The sequence below is a fragment of the Stenotrophomonas sp. SRS1 genome (genome assembly GCF_026130205.1).
Taxonomy (GTDB): domain Bacteria; phylum Pseudomonadota; class Gammaproteobacteria; order Xanthomonadales; family Xanthomonadaceae; genus Stenotrophomonas; species Stenotrophomonas rhizophila_B.
Genome location: NZ_JAINFD010000003.1, coordinates 604,556 through 629,909 on the forward strand (window position 1 = coordinate 604,556; position 25,354 = coordinate 629,909).

Genomic DNA, 25,354 nt, shown 5'->3' on the forward strand with positions numbered 1-25,354 from the left:
AACGGGCCGCACCAGCGGCCCGTTTTCTTTTTTGGACTGCGGAAATGTCAGGTCACGGGTTGCCTGTACTGCCCCGGCAGGCGAGGATGCACGAACACAGGACAAGGAAGGTCACCGATGTTTTCAGCACTGATGGACAGGCTGTTCAAAGACAACCCCGGCAACGAAGCATTTGCCGAGCGTTTCATTGCTACCGCACACCGCCACGGCATGACGGCCCCCATGACCTACGAGGCGGATCTGTTCCGCATCCGCGTGGGTGACGGCTCGTATTTTCACCTCTTCAACGCGCACCGCGCCTACCTTGATGCGAAGCGCGGCAAGCAGCAGGAGGCGCTGGACATGTTCGTGCGCAGCCTGCGTCCCGTGGACGACGGTGACGCAGGGTGGAATGCGCTGCGTCCACTGCTCCGCCCGATCCTCCGCAGCATCTCCCAGCTGGAACAGGTGCGGTTGCACGCGATCGAAACGACGGGCTGGGAGGCTCCGAGCACCCTCCAGTTCCGCAGGATCACGGAGGAATGCGTGGAACTGCTTGCGGTGGATCATCCCGAGCACACCCTGACCAAACAGGATGGCCCTGACCCCGCTTGGGGGGTGTCTCTGCATGAGGCGCTCGATACCGCACGCAGCAACCTGCGCGGCATTGAACAGGTGCCCTTCCTGCCACTGGCCCCGGGCCTGTTCCACGCCGCCTGGCAAGACGGCTACGACAGCAGTCGCGCCCTGCTGCCCGAACTGGTCAACCGGATCCCGATCACGGGACGACCGGTGTTCATGCTGCCCACACGCGATCTGTTCATGGTCGCCGGAGAACGGGATCTGGACGCGCAGGCCCGGATGTTCGACCTGGCCAGCGATGCAGTGGCGGCAGGGCGCGCCATTTCATGGGAACTGCTCTGCTACGACGATGAAGGCCGCATCCAGGCATTCACGCCGGCGTCGGACCTGCTCCGCGCCAAGCAGGCCCGCCTGCGGTACGCATTCCGGCAGGATGCCTACCAGATGCAGCAGCAGCTGCTGCGACGTGTGCATGAGGCACAGGACGAAGATGTGCACGTTGCCAGTTATCTGGTGAAAGAGCAGGACGGCGAGCTCACGTCTTTCTGCAGTTGGGGAAACGTGGCGCTCGCATCACTCCCGCAGACGGACATGATCGGATTCGTAATACCCGACGCGGAATCCCCCCGGGTCATGTTCGTCGCATGGGAAGCTGCCATGCCGGTGATTGGCCACCTGCTGGAGCCGGATCTCCGGCACCTGCATCCGCCACGCTACCTCACCCTCGGCTACCCTTCGGCAGACCTGCTGGAGCGCCTTGCCGTCCAATAGCAACACAGGGGTCAGCCCCTCGCTGACGCTGTTCCAGTCGTGGGGATACACTCCAGCCATGCCCGAATTCAAATCCAACCAGCTCTCCATGACGGTGCTGATGTCACCGGACATGGCCAATTTCTCCGGCAAGGTGCACGGCGGTGCGGTGTTGCGCCTGCTGGACCAGGTTGCCTACGCGTGCGCCAGCCGCTATGCCGGCAGCTACGTGGTCACCCTCTCGGTGGACCAGGTGATGTTCCGCCAGCCGATCGCGGTCGGCGAGCTGGTCACCTTCCTGGCCTCGGTGAACTACACCGGCACCTCCTCGATGGAAATCGGGGTCAAGGTGGTGGCCGAGGACATCCTCAAGCGCAGCGTGCGCCACGCCAACAGCTGCTTCTTCACCATGGTCGCGGTGGACGACGACGGCAAGCCGACCCCGGTGCCGCCGCTGGTGCTGGAGACCGCCGACGAACGCCGCCGGCATGCGGCCGCGTTGATCCGCCGCCAGCTGCGCGAGGAGATGGAGCAGCGTCACCTGGAGCTGCTGGCATCCAATCCGCCCGCACCGGGTGATCTGGTCGAGCGGGTCTGAACCCTGCGCCATGACCAACGGTCATGGCCTACCCGGCAGGTATCGACCGGTGGTGGATACCTGCCAGATGGCGCGCGCTGCCGGCCAGCGGCCGGCACTACCCGTCATGGTGGCCTACCCGCCACTACCCGGTATGGCCTATCCGGTGTTCTGCACGCCCTGCGCAACACCGTTCACGCACGCCACCAGCGCGCGCAGCACATCGTCGTCTTCGCCCCCGCTCTCCCGCCAGCGGCGCAGCAGGTCCACCTGCAGCACGCTGATCGGATCGATGTAGGGATTGCGCAGGCGGATCGACAGCGCCAGGCGCTGGTCGTGCTGCAGCAGTGCGTCCTGCCCGGTAAGGGCCAGGATCCACTGTGAGGTGAGCTCAAGCTCGCCCTGGATCTGCGGGAAGAAGCGGCCATGCAACGCACCGGACAGCTGCGAAAACTGTTCGGCGATGGTCAGGTCGCCCTTGGACAGCACCATGGCGATGTCGTCCAGGAACGTGCTGAAGAACGGCCAGTCGCGCGCCATCTCTTTCAGGAGGCCTTCGTGACCGGCGTCGATCGCCGCCTGCAGGCCACTGCCGACGCCATACCAGCCCGGAATCACGGCACGCGCCTGGCTCCAGGCGAACACCCACGGAATCGCACGCAGGTTGGTCAGTGCGGCATCCTCGCCCAGCCGGCGCGACGGGCGTGAACCCAAGGTCATCCGCTCGATCACGTCGATCGGCGTGGCCAGGCGGAAGTACTGCATGAAGTCTTTCTGGCCGACAAAGGCGCGGTACGCCTCCGCACTCTTCTGCGCGATCAGGTCCATCACCGGGCGCCACTGTTCCTCGCGCGGTTCCGCTGCGCGCGGGCGCAGGCTGGAGCGCAGCACCGCACCGGTGGACTGCTCCAGCGAGCGCAGCGCCAGTGCACGGATGCCGTACTTGCGATGGATCACTTCGCCCTGCTCGGTCACACGCAGACGGCCGTCGATGCTGCCGCGCGGCGAGGCATCCACCGCGTGGGTGGTCTTGCCGCCCCCGCGGCTGATCGAGCCGCCACGGCCGTGGAAGAAGGTCAGCCGGATGTCGTTCTCGGCAGCGACGTCCAGCAGTTCCACCTGGGCGCGCTGCAGGCCCCAGCGCGAGGCCGCGATACCGCCGTCCTTGCCACTGTCCGAATAGCCGAGCATCACCATCTGCACATCACCGCGCGACGCCAGGTGCGTACGGTAGACCGGGTCGGCCAGCAGATCGCGCAGGGTGTCGGTACCGCGCTTGAGGTCATCCACGGTTTCGAACAACGGCGCGATGTCCAGCGGCACCGCGCCGGCGTCATCCACCAGGCCGCCGCGACGCGCCAGCGCGAGTACGGCGAGCACATCGCTGCGGTCGTGCGCCATTGAAATGATGTAACTGCCCAGCGCGTCGGCACCGTGCCGGTGGCGTGCATCGGCCAGCGCCGCGAACACCGCGTCCAGGCGCTCACCGCCTGCTTCGTTGCTCGCCGGCAGCGCCTGCTCGCCACTGGCGAACGGGGCCAGGCGCGCGGCGCGGGTGACCGCATCGGCGCCGTCCCAGGCGTCCTGTCCATCCAGCACGCTGGCCAACGCCCGGCCGTGCACGCTCGATTCCTGACGCACATCCAACCTCGCCAGATGGAAGCCAAAGGTACGCACCCGCCACAGCAGGCGACGCACCGCGAAGCCGCCGGCGTGGTCGCCCTTGTTGTCGTGCAGGCTGCGCAGGATCAGCTCGATGTCGTCGGTGAGTTCCTGCGGCGACGCGTAAGCACCTTCCGCATCGTCCATCGTCGCCTGCACGCGTGCGCGCATGCGGTCGTTGAGCAGGCGGTACGGCATGTCGGCATGTCGTGGCCGCGAGGTGACCTTGGGCAGCAGTACCTTGTACTGCTCCACACGTGCCTGCAGCGCATCGCTGACCGCCACCCGCTCGGTGGACTGGCTGAGCAGGCTGGCCAGCTGCAGCAGGTCTTTCTGGTAGCGCCCGAGTACGGCCTGGCGCTGCGCATCGAGCGTGTTGCGGATGGTGCCGGCGTCCACGTTCGGATTGCCATCCATGTCGCCGCCCACCCACGTGCCGAAGCGCAGCAGGCGCGGCAGCGGCAGTTCCTCGCCGTAGGTATCCAGCAGCGCCTGCTGCAGCGATTCGTACAGCACCGGAATCACCCGGTACAGCACCTGCACCAGATAGAAGCCGACATGCTCCCGCTCGTCGTCCACGGTCGGGCGCACGGGCGAGGAATCGGTGGTCTGCCACGACGCCGTCAGGGCCATGCGGAAACGTGCAGCGTCGGCGGCGGCTTCACCCGGCGTGCGCTGGCCGTCGAGGTTGTCGACCAGGCTGGCGACCATCAACTGCTCTTTTTCCAACAGCGCGCGGCGGACGGCTTCGGTCGGATGCGCGGTGAACACCGGCTCGATATCGATGCGCGGCAGCCACTGCGCCAGCTCGGCCAGGGTCACGCCCTGCGCTTTGAGATTGACCAGTGCATCCTGCAGGCCATCCGGCTGCGGCGTGGCCGTACCGGCACGCTGGTAGTCACGGCGACGGCGGATACGGTGCACGCGCTCGGCGATGTTCACCACCTGGAAGTAGGTGCTGAAAGCACGCACCATCGCTTCGGCGCGCGCCGGCGGCAGGCCGGTCAGGACGTCGTTGAGATCGGACAGCGGGGCGTCGCTTTCGCGGCGGGCGATGGCGCGCGTACGCACCTGTTCCACATCATCGAAAAACTGCGTGGACACCTGCTCGGCGAGCAGGTCGCCGACCAGTGCGCCGAGTCGGCGTACATCGTCACGCAGGGGAATATCGGGAGTGGCAAAAACGATGCTGCTACGGTACTCGTTCATCTGCGACGCACTGGCCTCGGGAACGGAATCCGCTCAAGCCTAACCCACAATCGCGTCGTTGCTGCGTCGCGCAAATAGTTACATCTGGTAATGCCGGCAAGGGGCCGGCATTACCGATTGTTCCGTACCGGCCAACGGCCGGTACCTACCGGGTGTTGTCAGGTACCGCCAGTGGCCGGCACCTGCCAGCTCAGCGCTTCTTCTTGACGGGCTTCCCCTCGCCTACGGTCTGCTCCAGCCAGCGCTCGCTCTCGGCCAGCATGGTCATGATCGATTCGCGTGCACGGTAGGCGTGCGATTCGTTGGGCAGCATCACCAGGCGCGAGGTACCGCCCAGCCCCTTCACTGCGGCGAACATGCGCTCGCTCTGGATCGGGAACGTGCCGGAGTTGTTGTCGTCCACGCCGTGGATGAAGAGGATCGGGTCCTTGATCTTGTCGGCGTAGTTGAACGGCGACATCTTCTGGTAGACGTCCTGCGCCTGCCAGTAGTTGCGCTCTTCGGCCTGGAAGCCGAACGGGGTCAGCGTGCGGTTGTACGCACCGCTGCGCGCGATGCCGGCCTTGAACAGGCGGGTATGCGCGAGCAGGTTGGCGGTCATGAACGCACCGTAGGAGTGGCCGCCGATCGCGATGTGCTCACGGTCGGTCACGCCACGCCGCACCACTTCATTCACGGCCGCCTCGGCATTGGCGATCAGCTGCGGCAGGTAGGTGTCGTTCGGCTCCTTGTCGCCCTCGCCGATGATCGGCATCGAAGGGCTGACCAGCACCGCGTAGCCCTTGGCCAGGAACGCCTGCGGACCCCAGTAGCTGATCGCGTTGAAGCGGTACGGGGAATCGGTGACCTGGCTGGCGGCTTCGGCGGTCTTGAACTCGCCCGGGTAGGCCCACATCAACAGCGGCAACGGACCGTCCTTCTTAGCGTTGTAGCCCGGCGGCAGCATCAGCGTGGCGGTCAGGTCGACGCCATCGTTGCGCTTGTAGCGGATCTGCTCCTTGCTCACCCCACGCAGCTGCGGCAGCGGGTGCTGGAAGTGGGTCAACGCCTTCGGTGCCGCGGTGGCATCGGCCAGCGACTGCACGTAGAAGTTGGCCGGCTCGTCGGGCGATTCACGGGTCAGCAGCAGCGAGATGCCTTCCTGGTCGAGCAGCGCCACCGGCGCGGCGTAGGACGGCGCCTGCGAGTGGAACAGGCGGGTGGTCTGCTTGCTGTCCAGATCGAAGCGGTCCACGAACGGACGGTCGCCTTCCGGCGAGGCGCCCAGTCCGTACAGGAAGATGCTGCGGCCGTCGGCACTGACCTGCAGGCGCGAGCGACCGTTGACGTCGCGCACCAGGCCCGGGCGGCCCGGGTCGTTGTAACGGTCCTGAGAGGAGCGCGCCGACAACAGCTCGGCCGCCTTCTCCGGCTGGTCCGGCGCGATCCGCCACTGCTTGACCTCGCGGTTCTTCCACCACGACTCGTTGAGCAGCGCCAGATCGCCGCGCCCCCACTGGATGCCCGCATAACGGCTGCCCAGCTGCGCCAGCGTCACCGGCGGCTTATCGAAGGGCGCCGCCTGCATCAGCACCGCATCGCGCACCTTGGCCTCGCGGTTCGGGTCGCCGCCGTCCTGCGCTTCGGCCCAGACCAGGGTCGCCGGGGCATCGGCGCGCCAGTCGATCCGGCGCACGCCGGTGGCCACCGCATCGTTGCCGGTCGGCAGGCCTTCCTTCAATGGCAGGTCGGCGACGGTGTGTTCGAGCTTGCCATCCACCGCGGACAGCACTTCGATGCGACGCGCGAACGCGCTGGCCGGCACCAGATAGGAGTAAGGACGCACCACCCGCTCGCTCAGCAGGTAACGGCCATCCGGGGAGAGCGTGACATCCCAGTACACCCCGCCGGTGGACAGCGGCGTGGTCACGCCGTTGAGGGCGACCTTGGCCGGCTGCGCGCTGGCGTAGTAGTCGAAGAGGCGGGCATCGGCCTCGTTCTTGAGCATGTCCTGGTAGGTACGGATCGTGCGGACGCCGGCGTCGGCCTCGGTCTGCTGGATCGCCGGGCCGGTCGGAATACCGCCGGCGGCCGGTGCCGCGCCCTGGCCCTTGAGCTGCTGCATCACCAGCAGCCCCCGGCTGTCGGGCTGCCAGCTGTAGCCATCGCCCATCACCGTGTTCAGATCACCGACCAGGCGGCGCGCCGAACCGGCGTCGACATCAACGATCCACAGTTCATTGGTGTGGGTGGCCGCGTGCACCTGGTTGAAGGCGATGTACTTCTGGTCCGGCGACCAGGCAAAGGTGGCGATCGACAACGGCTGCGGCAGCCCGCTGATCTGGCGCTCCTTGCCATCGGCGACGCTCATCAGCCACAGCTTGTCGGCGAAGCTGAAGCGGCTGGCCGAATGCGTGGCCGGGTTGATGCGCAGGCCGGCCAGCTTCAGTTCCGGCTGGGCGACGTCGTTGATCGACGGCAGCGGCGGCATCTGCAGCAGCGCGGCCAGATCACGGCGCGGGGACAGGCTCAGGGTCGGGGCACGCGGCGCATCGACCACGGCCTGCAGGGCCGGCGACGGCAGCTGGTAGCCGCCCTGATCGCCCTTGGCGGCGGCTGCGGTCGGCGCAGTGGTCTTCGCGGCCGGGGTGGCGGCCAGCGCCAATGGCGGCACCGCCAGCAGGGCCAGGCCGAGGATCAAGGTATGGCGCCACTGTGGAGCGCGTCGACCGGGGGTGCGTGTCATGTTCTGTGCCTGTACTGATACGAACCCCCGACCTTAACAGCCGCGCGCCGATCGCCCCCCTGCCGATGGTTGGGGGCAGGGACCGATTCATGCCAATGCAACCGGCCGCGATATAATGGGTGACCCTCCACCGAGGGGCGCTGCGACCGTGCCGGACTTGTCCGGGGGCGGCCAGGCTCGGTGGCCAGGATTGGTTCCAACGGCGCCCGGCGAACACGAGTATCGACTCGTCATTACACCGGAGCTTTGAATGAACGCTGTTGCCAAGACCTTCTCCACCGAAGGCGATTACAAGATTGCCGACATCTCCCTGGCCGATTGGGGCCGCAAGGAGCTGGACATCGCCGAGCATGAAATGCCGGGCCTGATGTCGATCCGTCGCAAGCACGCCGCCACCCTGCCGCTGAAGGGCGTGCGCGTGACCGGCTCGCTGCACATGACCATCCAGACCGCGGTGCTGATCGAGACCCTGAAGGACATCGGCGCCGACGTGCGCTGGGCCTCGTGCAACATCTTCTCGACCCAGGACCATGCCGCCGCGGCGATCGCCGCATCGGGCACCCCGGTGTTCGCCTGGAAGGGTGAAACCCTGGAAGAGTACTGGGACTGCACCCTGGACGCGCTGACCTTCACCCTGCCCGACGGCACCCTGACCGGCCCGGAGCTGGTGGTGGACGACGGCGGCGATGTGACCCTGCTGATCCACAAGGGCTATGAGCTCGAAAACGGCAGCACCTGGGTCGATGAAAAGGCCGCCTCGCACGAAGAGCAGGTCATCAAGAACCTGCTCAAGCGCGTGGCCAAGGAGCGTCCGGGTTACTGGGCCCGCGTGGTCAAGGACTGGAAGGGCGTCTCCGAAGAGACCACCACCGGCGTGCACCGCCTGTACCAGCTGGCCCAGGCCGGCACCCTGCTGATCCCGGCGATCAACGTCAACGACTCGGTCACCAAGAGCAAGTTCGACAACCTGTACGGCTGCCGCGAGTCGCTGGCCGATGGTCTCAAGCGCGCGATGGACGTGATGCTGGCCGGCAAGGTTGCCGTGGTCTGCGGCTACGGTGACGTGGGCAAGGGCTGCGCCGCTTCGCTGCGTGCCTACGGCGCACGCGTCGTGGTCACCGAGATCGATCCGATCTGCGCCCTGCAGGCGGCGATGGAAGGCTTCGAGGTCAACACCATCGAATCCACCCTGGGCCGTGGCGACATCTACGTCACCACCACCGGCAACAAGGACATCATCCGCATCGAGCACCTGAGCGCGATGAAGGACCAGGCCATCGTCTGCAACATCGGCCACTTCGACAACGAGATCCAGGTCGATGCGCTGAACGCGCTGGCCGGCGTGCAGAAGATCAACATCAAGCCGCAGGTCGACAAGTACATCTTCGACAACGGCAATGCGATCTTCCTGCTGGCCGACGGCCGTCTGGTCAACCTGGGCTGCGCCACCGGCCACCCGAGCTTCGTGATGTCCAACTCGTTCGCCAACCAGACGCTCGCACAGATCGACCTGTGGGCGAACAAGGACAGCTACGAGAAGAAGGTGTACCTGCTGCCGAAGAAGCTGGACGAAGAAGTGGCGCGCCTGCATCTGGAAAAGATCGGCGTGAAGCTGACCACCCTGAGCCAGGAACAGGCCGATTACATCGGCGTGCCGGTGGAAGGTCCGTTCAAGCCGGAGCATTACCGCTACTGATCGGCCGAAGCAGAGAAGGCGCCTTCGGGCGCCTTCTTTTTTAAGGAAGTTAAACGCAAGGAGAGCTCATTGCTAAGCAAAAGTGAAGTTGATCGCATTGGTAAGTCACTGAAAGAGAACACAATCGACGCCACAGTGCTTACAAAACTTGAGGCCTACCGATCCGAGTTCACACCTGCGTATTCTTATGTGGATAGGATTCTTACCGAAAAGCTGAGACTGAACGTTACCGGCCGCCCAGCTAAGTCGACAATTTCGATTATTGAGAAATTAAAAAGGATTAAATCCCGACTCTCCCAAGTCCAAGACATTGCAGGCTGCCGTGTAATTTCCGCGACAATCGCAGAACAAGACTTAGTTGTAACAAACGCAAAACAGTGGTTTGAACATATAGAGATCGATGATAAGCGCGACGCGCCCATGCATGGATATCGCGCAATTCATATGCTAGTTGAACAGGGCGGAAAGACTGTTGAAGTCCAAGTCCGGACACAAATCCAACACTTCTGGGCCAGCATTTCTGAGAAGCTAGCTGACAAGTATGGACAACAGATCAAGTATGGGAAGGGCGATGAGCGCGTCTTGGCTCACTTGGTAGCCTTGTCTGCACAATGTGCAATGATGGACGATCTTAAAACGGAAAATGTCGAAATCCATGCCCGGCTCCAGCTGGCGAAGAAATCTGCGCCCCCACAAGTCTGGAGATCTCTAAAGAACCAAAAGCGGGACGTCGAGGAAAGAATTAAGTTTGGCATGTACAAACTTAGAAGTACATTTCGCAAGATTGACGAGATTGATCAATGATCTACTTAATTCACTATGAAAGAAATGCAGGCAAAATAGTAGAAATCAGTGAATTTAAGGAGCGAGACCTCGCATCGGAGGCGAAACTTGCCATGGAGATCAGATTGCTCAGCAAGAGCAACGGCGATGAAGTGGTCCTGCTCGAAGCAAGAGATAAAAACGATTTACTGCGAACTCACAGCCGGTACTTTGAGAATTTGAGCGACATCAAGATCGAGAAGTGATTGGAGAATCCGGATTTCTCCTTGAGCAAGGCGCAAGGCAGCACGATATGGTGTAGCCTATGATGTGCCCATGACGCCCGCCATCAACCTGCTGAAGAAATCAGGCATCGCGCACACCGTGCTGTCCTATCACCACGATGCGGGCGCCGAGTCCTACGGTGGCGAGGCGGCGCAGCAGTTAGGGCTGGACCCGGCGCAGGTGTTCAAGACGCTTCTGGCCAGCACCGAGAAACACGACCTGCTGGTGGCCATCGTGCCGGTGAGCGGCACCCTGGACCTCAAGGCACTCGCGACCGCGGCCGGCTGCCGGAAGTGCGAAATGGCCAACGCCGAGGTGGCGCAGCGCGCGACCGGTTACCTGGTCGGCGGCATCAGCCCATTGGGGCAAAAGAAGAAGCACCGCACCTTCCTCGATGCCAGCGCACGGGCGCTGCCCGTGCTGCACGTCAGCGCCGGGCGGCGTGGACTGGAGGTGGCGCTGGCACCGGCCGATCTGCTGCAGCTTACTGGCGGCAGCTACGCGAGCATCGGGAAAGCACGTTGACCGGTAGTGCCGGCCGCTGGCCGGCTCCCCGTGACGCTTGCCTCATGCGTCAGACAGACTGAGGAGCCGGCCAGCGGCCGGCACTACCCGTCGTCTTCGATCAACGTGCCATCGCTGCGGCTCCAGCGCCTCAGGGCCGCCAGTTGGCGTTGCTGTCCCAGAACGTCACGGCGCGCTGATACGCCTCGCGATCCAGCGGCACGCCCGAGCCACCCTCTTCCACGCCCAGCGCATTGCGCATCATGGTGATCGGGGCCATCGGCACTTCCTCCGGTTCGGCGGTGTAGATGCAGCCGACGATGCCCCACTCCGCATCGATGGGTGAGCCCTCTTTGGCCAACTGCTCGGCGCTGTACAGGATCACCACCAGGTAGTTCGCGCGCGGCGATTCGACCCCTTCGAACCAGCGCACCAGCACCGGCAGCTCCTCGCGGTTGCGCGCTTCATAACCACTGCGCAGCTGGTGACGGTTGGCCTCGGTGATCGGCACGGTCAGGCAGCGCGTGGAGGTCCAGTTTTCGTACACATGCAGTTTGCAGAAGGGCGCGTAGCCATCGAGCACCTTGAACGGCGCGTGCGTATTGAGGTGCTGTTCGAACTGCTCGGCGCTGCAGTCCTGAATGGTGTTGCCGCGCGGCACGCGCGGGAACAGGCGGGGCCGGGCGAACGCGGTGAGGACGATGGACATGGGCACAGTCAGGCGGCGGAGATCCCGCACAGGGTAACGTGTGCGGCGCGCCCCTACAGCGCCAGCCGCTCACGCAGCTCGCGGGCCTGCCGCCGCGAGACCTCCACCTGGCTGCCATCATCCAGGGTCAGGTCGTAGCCATCGCCGAGGGACGGCTCGATCGCACGTACGCGGCGCAGATTGACCAGCGTATTGCGGTTGGCGCGGAAGAACAGCGCTGGCGACAGCCGTGCCTCCAGCGTGCTGAGGCTGCGTGCCAGCACCGCGTTCTGGTCGCGGAACCACAGCCGCGCGTAGTTGCCGTCGACCACGACCTTGCGGATTTCCCCGAGCGCCACGAACCAGCAGCGCTCGCCATCGCGCAGGAACACCTGATCGTCGGCGCCCAGCGCATCGCGCACGCTGTCCGCCGCAGTGGGGGCGGCCGGTGCCGAGAGACGCTCCCGACCGCGTTCCAGCGCCGCCTGCAGGCGGCCTGCCTCCACCGGCTTGACCAGGTAGTCGAGCGCGTTGGTTTCAAAGGCGCGGACCGCGTATTGATCGTAGGCGGTGACGAACACCACCATCGGCACCGTCTCCAGTCCCTCGAGGACATCGAAGCCCTCGCCCGAGGGCATCTGCACATCGAGCAACACCAGATCGGGCTGCTCGCGCAGGATCGCCTCGCGTGCCGCGGGCACGTCGTCGGCCTCGCCGACACACGCCACCCACGGGATCGCTGCCAGCAGGGTGCGCAGCTCACTGCGCGCCAGCCGCGCATCGTCCACGATCAACACGCGTAGTGAAGCACTCATTGCTGCACCTCCAGGCGGGCCAGCATGCGCTCGCCCTGTCGCTCCAGCCGGAACGTGCCCCGGCTGGATGAAGAGGGCGGCGTGTCGATGCCCAATTGCGCCCTCAGATAGGCCAGCCCGATGCCATGGCCTTCGCTGCTGGCGTCGTGCGCGGCGGGATTGTCCACCTCCACCCGCAGCCAGCCACCATCGAGGCACACGCGGATCGTCAGCTCACCGCCGCCGGGGTGCACCGCGATGCCATGCTTGATCGCGTTCTCCACCAGCAGCTGCAGCGCCATCGGCGGCAGCCGCGCGGACAGCGCGACCGGATCGATGTCGGTGTGCACCCGCAGGCGGTCTTCGTAGTGGATCGCTTCCACCGCCAGGTAGTCCTGTACCACGCGCCACTCCTCGGCCAGGGTGACCCAGTCCCCGTCGATATGCACCAGGGCGTGGCGCAGCGTGCTGGACAGATGGGTGACCATGTCGCGTGCACGCGCCGGGTCTTCATTGATCAGCGCACGCAGGTTATTGAGCGCATTGAACACGAAGTGGGGATTGAGCCGCGCACGCAGTGCCTGGTGCTCCAGCGTCGCGCGCTGCGCTTCGGCGCGCAGCTGCGCCATCTCGCTGTGCCGGGCACGCTGCAGCGCGCGGCGGCCGGTCCACAGCGCGCACCACACGCTCAGCACGATGGCGGTATTGAACCAGTAGCCGAAGACAGCGGCAGGGCGATAGTTCGCACGCTGTCCCGGCAGCTGCACCCAGTCCCAGGCCAACGCGGGCAACAGCGCGGCAGCGGTGAGCACCTGGGCGGCCGCCGCCACGATCACCACCGCGAGCAGCAGCCGCCACGTCAATCCCAGCAGATCGCGCTGCAACCAGTCATGCCGCAGCGCATAGCCGCGGATGAACGCGCTGCCCACCCACAGGGAGAGCGACACCATCGCAGAGATCAGGACGATGCCGGACCAGTGCCCGCCGTAGGTGAACCCGAGCAGCAGGCTCACGCCAAGGTAGGCCAACCACACCGCGCTGTTGCGCCACCAGAAACCGGAATCCCGGGCTGCCCGCTTCTCGCTCATCGTCTCCACGCCGGTCTTGATCAGGGCGCTGCAGGCAGCTCAAGGAAGCTCCGGATCTGCGTCTGCAGCCAGCGCGGATCATCCCACATCAGGAAGTGGTAGCCGGCGCGGCTCATCTCGATCCGCACACCGGGCAGCGCGGCGTACTGCGTGGCGAATACCTGCCGCGTACTGGCCTCGGTCGCACCGAACGGCTGATAGGCCGCCCACGCGCCCAGCACCAGCACCGGGGCCGTGATGCCGGCGATCGGCTGGCGCAGGTCGGTCATCGTCATCGCGTACATCGCGTTGGCGGTGGTGGCGCGGTCACTGTCGCGTCCCCACTGCTTCAGGGTCGCAACCTGCTCGGGGGCGTGTGCCATGTTGGCAACCGCGGCGTCGGTCTGCGCCGCGTACTGCGTGGCGTCGGCGGCGAGCATGCCGGCCCGCATCTGCTCGGCCATCGGCTTGAGCGTGGCCGGCGTCGCGGCCGGATTCTGGACCGCGCCGAAGTACGGCAGGGCATCAACGATCACCAGTGGCCCGATCTTCTGCGGCGCCGCGATCGCCATCTGCAGCGCCAGCACACCACCGAGGCTGTGGCCGATCACGGTCGGATGATCGAGCTTGCGGTCGGCGCTGTAGGCCAGCAGGCGATCGCGCATCGCGCTCAGAAAATCTTCGCTGGCCACTGCAGGCGCACCGGCAAAGCCCGGCAGCTGGATCAGGTGGCATTGCACCTGCGGCTGCAGCGCGGCGCAGGTCTCGCGCCAGACGTCGGCACCGCTGTTGAGGCCCGGGATCATCAGTACCGGCCGGCCGCTGCCGATCACCTCGACCTGCAGATCCTGGAAGCGCCCGGTGGCCGCATGGGCCGGGCTGACCAAGGTGGCCCATGCGGTCAGCGCGAGCGCAGCCAACGGGGCGATGGAGTAGATGCGGCGGGGACGGACGGTCGACATGGCAGGCTCCTGCTGGGTGAGCATGGAGACTGCCGCAGGGCGTCGTCGCCGGGGCGATTACATGAGCAGCGGCCGCAGACCGGCGATGAGCGGTCGGCAGCGGCGGATGAGCATCGGCGCCTCAGCGATCCGGCGCACCCACGATGGCCTGCAAGGCCCCTTCCAGCGATGGATACTGGAAGACAAACCCCTCGGCCAATGCGTGCGCCGGCTGAACGTTCTGCCCGGTCAGCAGCAGCCCGCTCATTTCCCCGAAGCCCAGCTTCAACGCGAACGCCGGAGTGGTCAGCCGTGCAGGACGATGCAGCACCTCGCCCAGCGTGGCGGCGAAGGTGCGGTTGGTAACCGTGCCGGGCGCCGTGCCGTTGTAGGCGCCGCGTGCCTGATCGCGAGTGAGCAGCCACAGAATCATCCCGACCAGGTCCTCGCGATGGATCCAGCTCATCCACTGCCGACCATCGCCCATCGGCCCGCCGAGCCCCATCCGGAACGGCGGCAGCATCTTCTGCAGTGCGCCGCCCTCACGTTCGAGCACGATGCCGGTCCGCAGCACGCAGGTGCGCACGCCGAGGTCCTCGGCCTTGAGCGCCTCGGCCTCCCAGTGCCGGCACAGCATCGCCGCGAAGTCGTGCCCCGGGGAGGCCGTCTCATCCAACGGCGCGCTGTCGCGCGGGCCGTACCAGCCGATCGCCGAGCCGGACACCAGCACCTGGGGGCGTTCAGGCAACGCGGCCATCCAGGCCAGCAGCGCCTGCGTGGTGCCGATCCGGGAATCGCGCAACGCCTGCTTGCGTTCATCGGTCCAGCGGCCATCCATCAACGGCTCGCCGGCCAGGTTGACCACCGCCTGGACCGGCCCGAACTCCTCCAGCGCTGCAACGCTGCGCACGCCCGGCTGCGGGTTCCGGCCGGGCCGCCGGGTCAGGACGATGGGGTCATGGCCCTCGGCCAGCAGGCGCGTGCACAGGCTGCGCCCGATGAAGCCGGTGCCACCGGTGACGAGAATCTGCATGGCGGTTGCTCCTTGAGGTAGCCATCACTGTAAGCCCGGGGATGTGCACGGCGCATGCGACGCACTTCACATTCATCGCGATGAAGAGATATGATTGAGCCACACCCGCCGACGCGCCCCGCCCATGACCGCCATCAGCTTCGAGTTCTATCCACCCAAGACCGACGAGCAGCGTGCCCAGCTGGACCGGACCGCGGCCAAGCTGAAGGTGTTCGCGCCGGAGTACGTGTCGTGTACGTTCGGTGCCGGCGGCTCCACGCTCAGCTACACCTCCGAGACCGTCCGTCACCTCAAGCAGCACCATGGCTTCGATGCGGCCCCGCACCTGTCCTGCGTCGGTGGCAGCCGCGAGGAGATCCGCGAACTGCTCAAGCTGTACCGCGCGATCGGTTGCCGCCGCATCGTCGCCCTGCGCGGTGACCTGCCCTCGGGCATGGGCCACCCCGGTGACCTGCGGTATGCCTCCGACCTGATCAGCTTCATCCGCGCCGAGCACGGCGATGCGTTCCGGATCGAAGTGGGCGCGTATCCGGAGACCCACCCGCAGGCCAACGACGCGCTGCTGGACCTGAAGCACTTCAAGACCAAGATCGACGCCGGTGCCGATGCGGCGATCACCCAGTACTTCTTCAACGCCGACGCCTACTTCCACTTCGTCGATGCGGTGCGCAAGCTGGGGGTCACCGTGCCGATCGTGCCGGGCATCATGCCGATCTCCAATTTCAGCCAGCTGCGCCGCTTCTCCGAGCAGTGCGGTGCCGAGATTCCGCGCTGGATCGGCAAGCGCATGCAGGCCTACGGTGACGATGCCGACGCGGTCCGCGCGTTCGGTGCCGAGGTGGTGGCCAGCCTGTGCGAACGCCTGGTCGCCGGCGGCGCGCCGGGCCTGCACTTCTACACCCTCAACCTGGCCAAGCCGACCACCCAGGTGCTGAAACTGCTGCGCGGCTGAAGCCGCCACGCATCGCTTGCAGATAACGCCCACGCCGCTACGCTGCTGCGATGAAACCGCTCGTGTGGCTCCTGCTGTGTGCGCTGTGCCTGCCCTCGCCGCCTGCCCTGGCGCAGGCGCCGCAGCGCGTGAACCGCTGCACCACTGCGCAGGGCGAAACCGTCTTCACCGATCGCCGCTGCGATGCACTGGGTGCGACCTCCCGTATGCCCCCACGCACCGCGAGCGTCGGCAACACCGGCATCTACCGCGCCGGCTGCGCGCGCCGGCTCAGTGAGCTGACCGGGGAGATCCGCGACGCGGTCAGCGCACAGGACGTCAACCGGCTGTCCTCGATCTACCTCTGGAGCAACGTCTCCAACGCCACCGCCAACCACATCATCGGCCGCCTGGAATCGGTGGTGCAGCGCCCGCTGATCGACATCGCGCCGGTCTACCCGGACAGCGCGCCTGTCATGGTGGACCCGGCGCTCGCCGCTGCGGGTCCTGTGGAGGCGCCCTCGCGTCCCCGCCCGGTCGGCCTGCGCATCGAACAGACCCTCGGCAGCACCGCCACCCCGGCCAGGACCGTGTTCGGCCTGCGCCGTCAGTACGGCTGCTTCTGGATCACGCTGTAGCCGGCCACAGCGACCGGATCGCCGCGATGCCCTGCGCCCCGTGGCGACGCGCCTCCTCGATATCACCGGGGGTCATCCCGCCGAGCGCATACAGCGGCAACGACACCTGCTCGCGCAGCGCCTCGAACGCCTCCCAGCCGAGCGGTGCCGCCCCTGGATGGCTGGCCGTCGCCTGCACCGGCCCCAGCACCGCGAAATCGCAGCCCAGCCGCTGCGCCGCCTGCAGCTGCGCCAGGTCGTGGCAGGACGCCGCGACCAGCTGACCGGCGGCCAGCGGCCGCGCATCCAGCCCCAGCAGCTGCTCACTGCCCAGATGCACGCCGACCCCCAACCGAGCGGCCAGCTCGATATCCCGATTCACCAGCCACTGCGTGCGCGGCCCGTGCTGCTGGATCACCCGCTCGGCCAGCGCCACCCGTGCCGGGCTGGACGGCGTGCGCAGCTGTACCCGGCGCACCCCGCTTTCCAGCGCCTGCGCCAGGCGCCCCAACCAGGCCTGGTGGACGCTGTCCTCCTCACCCTCCGGCTCCGGCGTGATCAGGTAGCGATCCGGCTGCCGCAGTGCCGCCACCACCGGCAGATCGGCCGGCGGCATCGAATACCGGTGCAGCTTGTCCGGCGCCACCCAGGTGATCGCCTGTCCCTCGCGGCCTCGCGGCGAGCCCTTCCAGCTCTGTATCCGGCGCACCTCCAGCCGGAGCCGCTTGTCCGGGTAGATCTGCGGCACGTCCATGATCCACTCACCGATCTCCGCCTCGATCCCCAGCTCTTCGCGCAGCTCCCGCACCAGCGCCTCCTCGGAGGTCTCGCCGGGCTCCCGCTTGCCGCCCGGGAATTCCCACAGGCCGGCCATATCGCGGTTCTCGGTACGACGGTTGAGCAGAATGCGGCCACGGGCATCGGTGATGACGCCGGCCACGACATGGATCGAACGAAGGGGAGATGACATACCCGGAGGATGCCCAAAGCGGGCCGGGTGACGCAATGCCCCTGCGGGTACCGTCGAGGTGGAGTGCGGATTTCCTGGTGGTGTCTTCGCTCAGGTCTACCGCGAGCGTGAGGGCCCCGCAGCGACCGATAGGCCCCTCGGCAAATGTCCCCCGGCCGCCGCCTGGTGGCGACGGCCTCCTCCTTGATTTTGCCCAGGGGCCTATCGGTCGCTACGGAGCTCGCATGTGGTGGGTTCGCAAAGCGGCCCTTGATCTGCCCACCGCTATCGCAACCCACTGTCACGAGGCGACCGGGCTGCTCCGGGAAGGACCGTCACCCGCATGGATGCGGGTGTCGAGCCTACAAGGAGGTATTTACGGCGTGTCCTGGACGGGGCTGCCCGGTCGCCTCACGCCATGGACATTCGAGGCGCCACGCCGTTGGCAGAGAACCACAAAAAAGCCCCGCACAGGGCGGGGCTTTTTCAGCACTTCCAAACAGCCAATCAATCGATCAACCGATCAGCTCAGCTGACCATGGCAGTGCTTGTACTTCTTGCCGCTGCCGCACGGGCACGGATCGTTGCGGCCGACCTTCGGCTCATCACGGCTGACCTGCGCCACGCCATTCTGCGCCGCTTCCACCTGCGCAGCCTCTTCGTCCGCACCGTAACCGCCCGCGTCCTGATGCTGGAACTGCGACTGCAGCAGACGGGCCTCCGCCTGCTGGCGCTCGGCCTGCTCCAGCGCAGCCACTTCTTCTTCGCTGCGGATGCGCACGCGCGCCAGCAACGTCACCACTTCGCGCTTCACGTTCTCCAGCATCTCCGAGAACAGCTCGAAGGCTTCCTTCTTGTATTCCTGCTTCGGCTGCTTCTGCGCATAACCACGCAGGTAGATGCCCTGGCGCAGGTAATCCATGCGCGCCAGATGCTCCTTCCAGCTCTGGTCCAGCACGGTCAGCATCACGTGCTTCTCCAGCGCGCGCATGGTCTCGTCACCCACGCCGGCTTCCTTCGCCGCGAAGTGCTCGTCGACCTTGGCCTGCACCTTCTCGGCGATGCCTTCGGCGTCCAGCTCCTCGTGCGACTTGACCAGTTCGGTCACCGACATATCGATGCCGAAGTCCGAGGCCAGCGTGGCTTCCAGACCCTGCAGGTCCCACTGCTCGTCGATCGAGTTCGGCGGCACGAAACGCGCCACCACGTCGAAGATCACATCGCCACGGATGCCATCCACGTTGTCCTTCACCGACTCGGCGTCCAGCAGCTCATCGCGCTGGCTGTAGATCACCTTGCGCTGATCGTTGTTGACGTCGTCGAAGTCCAGCAGGTTCTTGCGGATATCGAAGTTGTGCGCTTCGACCTTGCGCTGCGCCTTCTCGATCTGACGGCTGACCAGACGATCCTCGATGACGTCGTCTTCCTTCATGCCCATCATGCGCATCGCCTTCTGGACCCAGTCCGAGGCGAAGATGCGCATCAGGTTGTCTTCCAGCGACAGGTAGAAACGGGACGAACCCGGATCGCCCTGGCGGCCCGAACGGCCACGCAGCTGGTTATCGATACGGCGCGACTCATGGCGCTCGGTGCCGACGATGTGCAGGCCACCGGCCGCCTTGACCGCATCATGGCGGACCTGCCACTCGGCCTTGACCTGGGCGCGCTGTTCCGGCGTCGCCTCTTCGCCCAGCTCGTGCAGCTGCGCTTCCAGCGAACCGCCCAGCACGATGTCGGTACCACGGCCGGCCATGTTGGTGGCAATGGTCACCGCGCCCGGCATGCCGGCGTTGGCGATGATGGTCGCTTCGCGGTCATGCTGCTTGGCGTTGAGCACTTCGTGGTGCACACCGGCCTTGGTCAGATGCTCGGACAGCATCTCCGAGGTCTCGATCGAGGTGGTACCCACCAGCACCGGCTGGCCGCGCTCGTTGCAGGCCTGGATATCGGCCAGCACCGCGTTGAACTTGCCGTTGCGGTTGAGGAAGACCTGGTCCGAACCGTCCTTGCGGATGGTCGGGCGGTTGGTCGGGATCACCACCACTTCCAGGTTGTAGATGCTCTGGAACTCGTAGGCTTCCGTATCGGCCGTACCGGTCATGCCGGACAGCTTCTTGTACATGCGGAACAGGTTCTGGAAGGTGATGCTGGCCAGCGTCTGGTTCTCGCGCTGGACCGGCACGCCTTCCTTCGCTTCCACCGCCTGGTGCAGACCATCGGACCAGCGGCGGCCGGCCAGGGTACGGCCGGTGAATTCATCGACGATCACCACTTCACCGTCGCGCACGATGTAATCCACGTCGCGCTGGTAGATCGCATGCGCGCGCAGCGCCGCGTTGAGGTGATGCACCACGGTCAGGTTCTGCGCGGCGTACAGGCCTTCGGTCTCGGCATTGAGGATGCCGGCTTCGACCAGCAGCGCCTCGGCATGCTCCATGCCTGCTTCGGACAGATGGACCTGCTTGCCCTTCTCGTCGACCCAGAAATCGCCCTCGCCTTCCTCGGCCTCCTGCTTGATCAGGTTCGGGACGATGCGGTTGACGCGGATGTACAGCTCCGGGGAATCATCAGCCGGGCCGGAAATGATCAGCGGGGTACGGGCTTCATCGATCAGGATCGAGTCGACTTCATCGACGATCGCGTAGTGCAGGCCGCGCTGGTGGCGGTCCGCACGGGACAGCGCCATGTTGTCGCGCAGGTAATCGAAGCCGAATTCGTTGTTGGTGCCGTAGGTGATGTCGCTGGCATAGGCCTCGCGCTTGTCACCGTGCGGCATGCCCGGATAGACCACGCCCACGCTCAGGCCCAGCCAGTTGTAGAGCTTGCCCATCTGCGCCGAGTCACGGCGGGCCAGGTAGTCGTTCACGGTGACCACGTGGACGCCCTTGCCTTCCAGCGCATTGAGGTAGACCGGCAGCGTGGCGACCAGGGTCTTGCCTTCACCGGTGCGCATTTCCGCGATCTTGCCCAGGTGCAGGACCATGCCGCCGATCAGCTGCACATCGTAATGGCGCATGCCGAGCACGCGGCGGCTGGCTTCACGGCAGACCGCGAAGGCTTCCGGCAGCACCTTGTCCAGGGCTTCACCGTCAGCGATGCGCTGCTTGAATTCCGGGGTCTTGGCCTTGAGCTGCTCGTCGGAGAGCTTTTCGATTTCCGGCTCCAACGCATTGACCTTGGCGACGATGCGGTTGAGCTGGCGCAGCTGTCGTTCATTACGACTGCCGAAGACGCGGGTAAGCAGGCTGTTGATCATTGAAGGAACCGGTTGGAATGAGACGCCCCAACGGCGGCGCTTTCCCCGGGGGATGCGCACGCCGCAAACGAAACAGGGCGCACCGCGCCCTGTCTATGGCAACACCCATTGTAGCTTGGGACGGGGGTCCGGCGTTTCAAGCACCCCCGTTCAAGTTCGTTACCGTGATCAGCCCCGCGAAACGCGGCCGACCGGGGTGTTGCCGCCATCACCGAGGAACTTGCGCGGATTGACCACCTGGCCGCGTTCCCAGACCTCGAAATGCACGTGGGCACCGGTGGAACGGCCCGTGGAACCGGCCTTGGCCACTTCCTGGCCGGCCCGGACCAGATCGCCCGGCTTCACCACGAGGCGCGAATTATGCGCATAGCGGGTCACATAACCGTTGCCATGGTCCACATCGACCACATTGCCGTAGCCGCCCTTCACACCGGCGAAGCTGACCACGCCGTCGGCCACCGACATCACCGGGTCACCGACCTTGGCGTGGAAATCCATGCCCTTGTGGGTGGCCGCACCACGACCGAACGGATCGCTGCGGGTGCCGAAGTTGGAGGTGATGTAGGTGTTGCGGATCGGCATGCGCGAGGGCACGGCGTTCTGTTCGAGCTGGTGATCGAACATCAGCGATTCCATCACCGACAGCTGGCGGCCTGAAGCAGCAAAGCGCTGCTCCAGCACCTGTAAGTCGGCGTTGACCGCGCTGACCGGGATGTCCTGGGTCGGGCCGGGCTCACCTTCACCGAGGCCGGGGGTCTCGTTGAAGTCGAATTCGCCGTCTTCGAGTTTGCCCATCTGGGTAAGGCGTTCGCCCAGCGCATTGAGACGGGTGGCCTGCGCCTGCAGCTCGCCCATCCGCGCAGCCAGCGCGTTGACCTGGGTCTGAGCGTCCTTCTGGGCCTGCGCCAGCTCGCGTTCCTGCTGTGCGACCTTGGCGTGGAGCCGGGAATCGTTGAACATGCTGCCACCGATACCGGCACCGAAGCCGATCAGGCAGCCCACCCCCAGCACACTGCCCAGCAGGGCCCGGGGGGAATCTTCGAAGTAGAAACGCAAACGCGCCAGCGGCGTCTTGGCCTGTCCTTCACGCGTTTTGATTACGATCTTTTTGAATGCCATCAGTGAGTTTTCATGTCTGAGCCGAAATCCAGTGCCCGTTCCCCATCTACGCCGAAGCCGGCGCTGGATGCGGTCATGGGGGACAAAGCCGGTAACCCGCTGCGTCGTGCCTTGTGGCTCGACGCGCTGGACCGTCAATTGCGCCCCCATTTACCGCCTGCACTGGCCACCCGTTGCCGGCTGGCGAATGTAAACGGCGAGCACCTCGTTTTTCTCGTCGAATCTCCCGTGTGGCACGCCAAGGTCCGGCTTGCCGAAGCACAGTTGATCGACGCGGCCCGGTCCATCGGGCTGAAGGTCACCAAGGTGACCGTCAAAACAGCGTCTGCCCCTCCCCCACGCTCCCCAGCGATCGATAACAGGAATGGCCCCCACGCTGTTTCAGCCGCCACGCACAAAGGGCTACGCGACGCGTTGGCCTGTCTCCGCGATGTGGATTCGTCCAAATCGTGAAGCCATCGGGGCATCCCGCCCCTTCCCGGCCGCGTCACGATCACGTGAACTTTGGCTGGGAGCCGGTCTGCACTGTAGCGGCGGAACCGCCGCCAGTCGTTAGTGTTTTATTAAATTAACGTTAAATTCGGCAGAAACCTTGATGAGGTTCACAAATCTGTGCGCTGTGCACCCCCACGGTTCATTGACGTCAAGATCACATGGCTCTCAGCGCGCCTAGACCCCAGAAAACAGAAACGGCGCCGTGGGCGCCGTTCTATTTTGTTTCAAATCAATGACTTGCGCGATGACCGGGCTCAGGCGTACGCCGGCAGACCGTAGACGACCGGTGCCTCGACCGCGGGCGAGTCATAGCTGACCCACTCCCAGGCACTGGCATCGGCCAGCAGCGCGCGCACCAGCTTGTTGTTGAGCGCGTGGCCCGACTTGAAGCCCTCATACGCGCCCAGCACCTGGCCGCCGGCCAGATACAGATCGCCGATCGCATCGAGGATCTTGTGGCGCACGAACTCATCGGCGTAGCGCAGGCCGTCGTCGTTGAGCACGCGGAACTCGTCGAGCACGATGGCGTTATCCATCGAGCCGCCCAGGCCGAGGTTGCGCTCGCGCATGTACTCCAGATCCCGCATGAAGCCGAAGGTCCGGGCACGCGAGATTTCCCGGGTGTAGGCCTGGGTCGAGAATTCGATCTCGGCCCGCGACTGCTTGGCCGGGATCATCGGGTGGTTGAACTGGATGGTGAAACCGAGCTTGTAGCCTTCGTACGGCTCGAAGCGGGCGACCTTGTCGCCATCGGTGACTTCCACCGTCTTGAGAATGCGGATGAAGCGTTTCGGCGCGTCCTGCTCGGCGATGCCCGCCGACTGCAGCAGGAAGACGAACGGGCCGGAGGAACCGTCCATGATCGGCAGCTCTGCCGAGGACAGTTCCACGATGATGTTGTCCACACCCAGGCCGGCCAGGGCCGACATCAGGTGTTCGACGGTCTGGATCTTCGCCTCGTGATAGGTCAAGCCGGTGCACAGGGTGACTTCGGTGACCAGGTCCGCACGCGCAGGCACTTCCACCACCGGGTCCAGATCGACGCGACGGAAGACGATGCCGTGGTTGACCGGGGCCGGGCGCAGGGTCATGTAGACCTTGTCACCGCTGTGAAGGCCGACGCCGGTGGCGCGGATCGTGTTCTTGAGGGTGCGTTGCGGAATCATCGGGGTGCAGGACCAGAAAGCGCGCGGTCAGCGCGGCTGTGACAAACAAGAATAACACGCACTACCGCTGTCCCTTCCGTGAACCGTGGTGCGTCGACAGCACTGCCCGGACGTGCGCACTGCACGACGGCGGTCAGACTGCCGGGCCGATCCTGGCCCGGCAGCATGGGACATGGAGATGCTTACCGGGGAGGACAAGGCCCCGGCACGCAGTACTCAGTCCGCCTGGCGGCGCAGGAACGCCGGGATGTCCAGGTAATCGTTCGGCAGTTCAGCGGCAGCCGGACCCGACGCGCTCGGGGCCGACGGTGCCACGGTGTCGGCGCTCGGACGACGCAGGCCCATGCCCATGCCCATCCCGCCCACGGCCTTGGAAACCGCATCGCCGCCGTTGTCGAACTCGCCGAACTCCGGCTGGCCGGTGGTGGCATTGCGGACCAGCTTGATCGGTGCGCGCTCGCCCGGACGCTGGGTCTTGGCGGTGACGGCACGGTTCAGGCCGGTGGCGACCACGGTCACGCGGACTTCGTCCTGCATGTCCGGATCCAGCACGGTACCCACGACCACGGTGGCATCTTCGGACGCGAAGCCATCGATGGTGCGGCCGATCTCGTCGAACTCGGCCATCGTGAAGTCGGCGCCGGCGGTGATGTTTACCAGGATGCCGTTGGCACCGGCCAGGTTCACATCGTCCAGCAGCGGGTTCTGGATGGCGGCTTCGGCAGCGGCCTGGGCACGGTCATCACCACGCGCGGTGCCGGTGCCCATCATTGCCAGGCCCATTTCAGACATGACGGTGCGCACGTCGGCGAAGTCGACGTTGATCAGGCCCGGACGCACGATCAGGTCGGCGATGCCCTGCACGGCGCCCTGGAGGACGTCGTTGGCGGCACGGAAGGCCTGGATCATGGTGGCGTTGCGGCCCAGCACGGTGATCAGCTTTTCGTTCGGGATGGTGATCAGCGAATCGCAATGCTGGCTCAGTTCTTCGATGCCCTTCAGCGCGACCTGCATGCGGCGACGGCCTTCGAACGGGAACGGCTTGGTGACCACGGCGACGGTCAGGATGCCCATCTCCTTGGCCAGCTGTGCCACGACCGGGGCTGCACCGGTGCCGGTACCGCCGCCCATGCCGGCGGTGATGAACACCATGTCCGCACCCTGCAGGGCGTCCATGATGCGCTCACGGTCTTCCAGCGCGGCCTGGCGGCCGACTTCCGGATTCGCGCCTGCGCCCAGGCCCTTGGTGACGTTGGTACCCAGCTGCAGCTGCAGCTTGGCACCGCAATTCTTGATGGCCTGCGAGTCGGTGTTGGCGGTGATGAATTCCACGCCGTCCACACTGGTGCTGACCATGTGCGCCACAGCGTTGCCGCCGCCGCCGCCCACGCCAATCACCTTGATCACCGCATTGGGTGCCATCTTTTCAATCAGTTCGAAATGCGCCATGTCCGTGTCCTCGTGTTGCCGTTTACGCGGGACGGGGGCTTCGGAGAATCCTTCTCCTGTCCTCCCCACCCATCGTGCCGGCGAGTTGTAGTTGGTATGCCGGGCCGGATAGAGCCAA

General features: G+C 65.5%; 21 protein-coding genes and 1 riboswitch. Of the genes, 9 read left to right on the forward strand and 12 right to left on the reverse strand.

Annotated elements, in window-relative coordinates; genetic code table 11:
- The first annotated feature begins 117 nt into the window (after positions 1-117).
- Both K4043_RS13620 and K4043_RS13625 read left to right on the forward strand, forming a co-directional pair.
- Positions 118-1,332 carry a hypothetical protein gene (locus tag K4043_RS13620; protein WP_123728369.1) on the forward strand — a complete coding sequence of 405 codons (1,215 nt, stop codon included), beginning with the start codon at positions 118-120 and terminating at the stop codon, positions 1,330-1,332.
- 58 nt (positions 1,333-1,390) lie between these two features.
- Entirely contained in the window at positions 1,391-1,909 is a 519-nt protein-coding gene (locus tag K4043_RS13625) for an acyl-CoA thioesterase (RefSeq protein ID WP_070471768.1), read from the forward strand.
- A 138-nt stretch (positions 1,910-2,047) separates the two neighbouring features.
- Here the strand turns inward: K4043_RS13625 and ppc are convergent, their stop codons facing one another.
- Together ppc and K4043_RS13635 are read right to left on the reverse strand one after the other, a co-directional pair.
- Complete coding sequence (gene ppc, locus K4043_RS13630) at positions 2,048-4,759, reverse strand: phosphoenolpyruvate carboxylase (protein WP_265309614.1); 2,712 nt, start codon at positions 4,757-4,759, stop codon at positions 2,048-2,050.
- Between the two features lie 190 nt (positions 4,760-4,949).
- Positions 4,950-7,484 (reverse strand): prolyl oligopeptidase family serine peptidase, encoded by a 2,535-nt coding sequence (locus K4043_RS13635; RefSeq protein WP_265309615.1) that lies wholly within the window; start codon positions 7,482-7,484, stop codon positions 4,950-4,952.
- A 126-nt stretch (positions 7,485-7,610) separates the two neighbouring features.
- Positions 7,611-7,699: riboswitch (S-adenosyl-L-homocysteine riboswitch) on the forward strand.
- Between the two features lie 35 nt (positions 7,700-7,734).
- Here K4043_RS13635 and ahcY point away from each other — a divergent pair.
- The 4 genes from ahcY to ybaK all read left to right on the forward strand — a co-directional run bounded on the left by ahcY (position 7,735) and on the right by ybaK (position 10,752).
- On the forward strand, positions 7,735-9,180 hold the full coding sequence (gene ahcY / locus K4043_RS13640; RefSeq protein WP_123728366.1) for an adenosylhomocysteinase: 1,446 nt from the start codon (positions 7,735-7,737) through the stop codon (positions 9,178-9,180).
- Between the two features lie 69 nt (positions 9,181-9,249).
- Positions 9,250-9,984 carry a hypothetical protein gene (locus K4043_RS13645; protein WP_265309616.1) on the forward strand — a complete coding sequence of 245 codons (735 nt, stop codon included), beginning with the start codon at positions 9,250-9,252 and terminating at the stop codon, positions 9,982-9,984.
- Positions 9,981-10,208 (forward strand): hypothetical protein, encoded by a 228-nt coding sequence (locus K4043_RS13650; RefSeq protein ID WP_265309617.1) that lies wholly within the window; start codon positions 9,981-9,983, stop codon positions 10,206-10,208. The genes K4043_RS13645 and K4043_RS13650 overlap by 4 nt, the downstream gene beginning before the upstream one ends.
- A gap of 70 nt (positions 10,209-10,278) precedes the next feature.
- The gene (ybaK, locus tag K4043_RS13655) at positions 10,279-10,752 is read left to right on the forward strand and encodes a Cys-tRNA(Pro) deacylase (protein WP_265309618.1); all 474 of its coding nucleotides are present in this window, start codon (positions 10,279-10,281) and stop codon (positions 10,750-10,752) included.
- Positions 10,753-10,882: 130 nt separating this feature from the next.
- On the opposite strand, the gene K4043_RS13660 is transcribed toward ybaK, so the two are convergent.
- From K4043_RS13660 to K4043_RS13680, 5 genes are all read right to left on the reverse strand, one after another.
- The gene (locus K4043_RS13660) at positions 10,883-11,440 is read right to left on the reverse strand and encodes a DUF3228 family protein (RefSeq protein WP_123728362.1); all 558 of its coding nucleotides are present in this window, start codon (positions 11,438-11,440) and stop codon (positions 10,883-10,885) included.
- Between the two features lie 53 nt (positions 11,441-11,493).
- The gene (locus K4043_RS13665; RefSeq protein WP_123728361.1) at positions 11,494-12,234 is read right to left on the reverse strand and encodes a LytTR family DNA-binding domain-containing protein; all 741 of its coding nucleotides are present in this window, start codon (positions 12,232-12,234) and stop codon (positions 11,494-11,496) included.
- Positions 12,231-13,301 carry a histidine kinase gene (locus K4043_RS13670; RefSeq protein WP_265309619.1) on the reverse strand — a complete coding sequence of 357 codons (1,071 nt, stop codon included), beginning with the start codon at positions 13,299-13,301 and terminating at the stop codon, positions 12,231-12,233. The genes K4043_RS13665 and K4043_RS13670 overlap by 4 nt, the downstream gene beginning before the upstream one ends.
- 20 nt (positions 13,302-13,321) lie before the next feature.
- Positions 13,322-14,242 (reverse strand): alpha/beta hydrolase, encoded by a 921-nt coding sequence (locus K4043_RS13675; protein WP_265309620.1) that lies wholly within the window; start codon positions 14,240-14,242, stop codon positions 13,322-13,324.
- Between the two features lie 121 nt (positions 14,243-14,363).
- Positions 14,364-15,254, reverse strand: a complete 891-nt coding sequence (locus K4043_RS13680; protein ID WP_265309621.1) for a TIGR01777 family oxidoreductase — start codon at positions 15,252-15,254, stop codon at positions 14,364-14,366.
- Between the two features lie 124 nt (positions 15,255-15,378).
- Here K4043_RS13680 and metF point away from each other — a divergent pair, with 124 nt between their 5' ends.
- Together metF and K4043_RS13690 are read left to right on the forward strand one after the other, a co-directional pair.
- Entirely contained in the window at positions 15,379-16,206 is an 828-nt protein-coding gene (metF, locus tag K4043_RS13685) for a methylenetetrahydrofolate reductase [NAD(P)H] (protein ID WP_265309622.1), read from the forward strand.
- 50 nt (positions 16,207-16,256) lie between these two features.
- On the forward strand, positions 16,257-16,823 hold the full coding sequence (locus K4043_RS13690) for a hypothetical protein (protein WP_265309623.1): 567 nt from the start codon (positions 16,257-16,259) through the stop codon (positions 16,821-16,823).
- Here the strand turns inward: K4043_RS13690 and K4043_RS13695 are convergent.
- From K4043_RS13695 to K4043_RS13705, 3 genes are all read right to left on the reverse strand, one after another.
- Positions 16,813-17,772, reverse strand: a complete 960-nt coding sequence (locus tag K4043_RS13695; protein ID WP_265309624.1) for a Nudix family hydrolase — start codon at positions 17,770-17,772, stop codon at positions 16,813-16,815. The genes K4043_RS13690 and K4043_RS13695 overlap by 11 nt on opposite strands.
- Before the next feature lie 502 nt (positions 17,773-18,274).
- Entirely contained in the window at positions 18,275-21,007 is a 2,733-nt protein-coding gene (secA, locus tag K4043_RS13700; protein WP_123728353.1) for a preprotein translocase subunit SecA, read from the reverse strand.
- Positions 21,008-21,175: 168 nt separating this feature from the next.
- On the reverse strand, positions 21,176-22,126 hold the full coding sequence (locus tag K4043_RS13705; RefSeq protein ID WP_019182479.1) for a M23 family metallopeptidase: 951 nt from the start codon (positions 22,124-22,126) through the stop codon (positions 21,176-21,178).
- Between the two features lie 12 nt (positions 22,127-22,138).
- Here K4043_RS13705 and K4043_RS13710 point away from each other — a divergent pair, with 12 nt between their 5' ends.
- Complete coding sequence (locus K4043_RS13710; protein WP_123728352.1) at positions 22,139-22,579, forward strand: DUF721 domain-containing protein; 441 nt, start codon at positions 22,139-22,141, stop codon at positions 22,577-22,579.
- Between the two features lie 296 nt (positions 22,580-22,875).
- On the opposite strand, the gene lpxC is transcribed toward K4043_RS13710, so the two are convergent.
- Both lpxC and ftsZ read right to left on the reverse strand, forming a co-directional pair.
- Positions 22,876-23,787, reverse strand: coding sequence for a UDP-3-O-acyl-N-acetylglucosamine deacetylase (lpxC, locus tag K4043_RS13715; protein ID WP_123728351.1), 912 nt, complete (start codon positions 23,785-23,787; stop codon positions 22,876-22,878).
- Between the two features lie 216 nt (positions 23,788-24,003).
- A complete protein-coding gene (gene ftsZ, locus K4043_RS13720) occupies positions 24,004-25,236 on the reverse strand; it encodes a cell division protein FtsZ (RefSeq protein WP_019182482.1) in 1,233 nt (410 codons plus the stop codon).
- Between the last annotated feature and the right edge of the window lie 118 nt (positions 25,237-25,354).